Consider the following 840-nt stretch of genomic DNA (forward strand, 5'->3'; position numbering starts at 1 on the left):
TGCGCCGCCGCCAGCTTGATCGGGCCCTGGGCCAGCACTTGCACGTCTTCGCCGCTGCTGGTGATGGTGATGTTGTCCTTGGCTGTCCACTCCAGCGGGCCTTGGTGCGCCTGGATGGAGACGGCCCCGGCCTGGGCGATGGTTTTGATGCCGCCCTTTTGCGCGTACAGGCCTGCACTGTTGCCTGCTGCCATGGCCAGGGTGCGCCCTGCCGCTGCGTGCCAGTCTTGCTGGCTGGTCCAGTGCAGCGTCTGGCCTCCGTACACCATGGCGCTGGCTGGGGTGGCTGCGTTGAAACTGTTGGCCGCATCAAACACCATGGCCGAGCGGGCAAATGCCGGCACGGGCTCGCTGCCTTCTCGCTGCCCTGGCGCTGCAATGGTGGCGCTTTGGCCGTTGAGGCTGTCCGCAAGTTTGCCGTTGACCTGGGGGTTGAGGTCATCTATCAAGTCTTGCAGCGTTTCGGTGGCCGATAGCGGCAATCCCTGGGCCTGGGTGACGCTGTCGCTGATGCGCTGCGCGGTGTCGTGCGCGGCCTGGAACTGCCCCACTGCAGCCATGGCATCGTGCACGGTGCCTGTGGCCTGGGGCTGTGCGGTTGAAGAAATCAGCAGGCCTTCTCCTGCACGCACCACTGTCCAGGCGTCGCTGCGCAATTCTGCGCCCGTTCCACGCCACGCCCCGCGTGCGCTGCTGTCTGGCGCATGTTCAATGAGGTGTCCCAGATTGAGCTGGCTGCTGGTTTGCGAGGAGCCCAGGCGGGTGCGCCCTTGGGCCGGCGCATCGTCGGCCAGCCACTGGTTGTAGCCGCTGCCGTCCATGCTGGTGGCATGCCAGCCT

At 66.2% G+C, this 840-nt stretch carries 1 protein-coding gene; it reads right to left on the bottom strand.

Annotation, left to right across the window (positions count from 1 at the left end; translation table 11 throughout):
- Positions 1 to 840: type VI secretion system Vgr family protein (locus QEP11_RS14290; protein WP_284337326.1), on the bottom strand; the 840-nt coding region annotated here is incomplete at both ends.

It is taken from the genome of Comamonas halotolerans, from assembly GCF_030162935.1.
In the GTDB taxonomy this organism is placed as follows: Bacteria; Pseudomonadota; Gammaproteobacteria; order Burkholderiales; family Burkholderiaceae_C; genus Comamonas; species Comamonas halotolerans.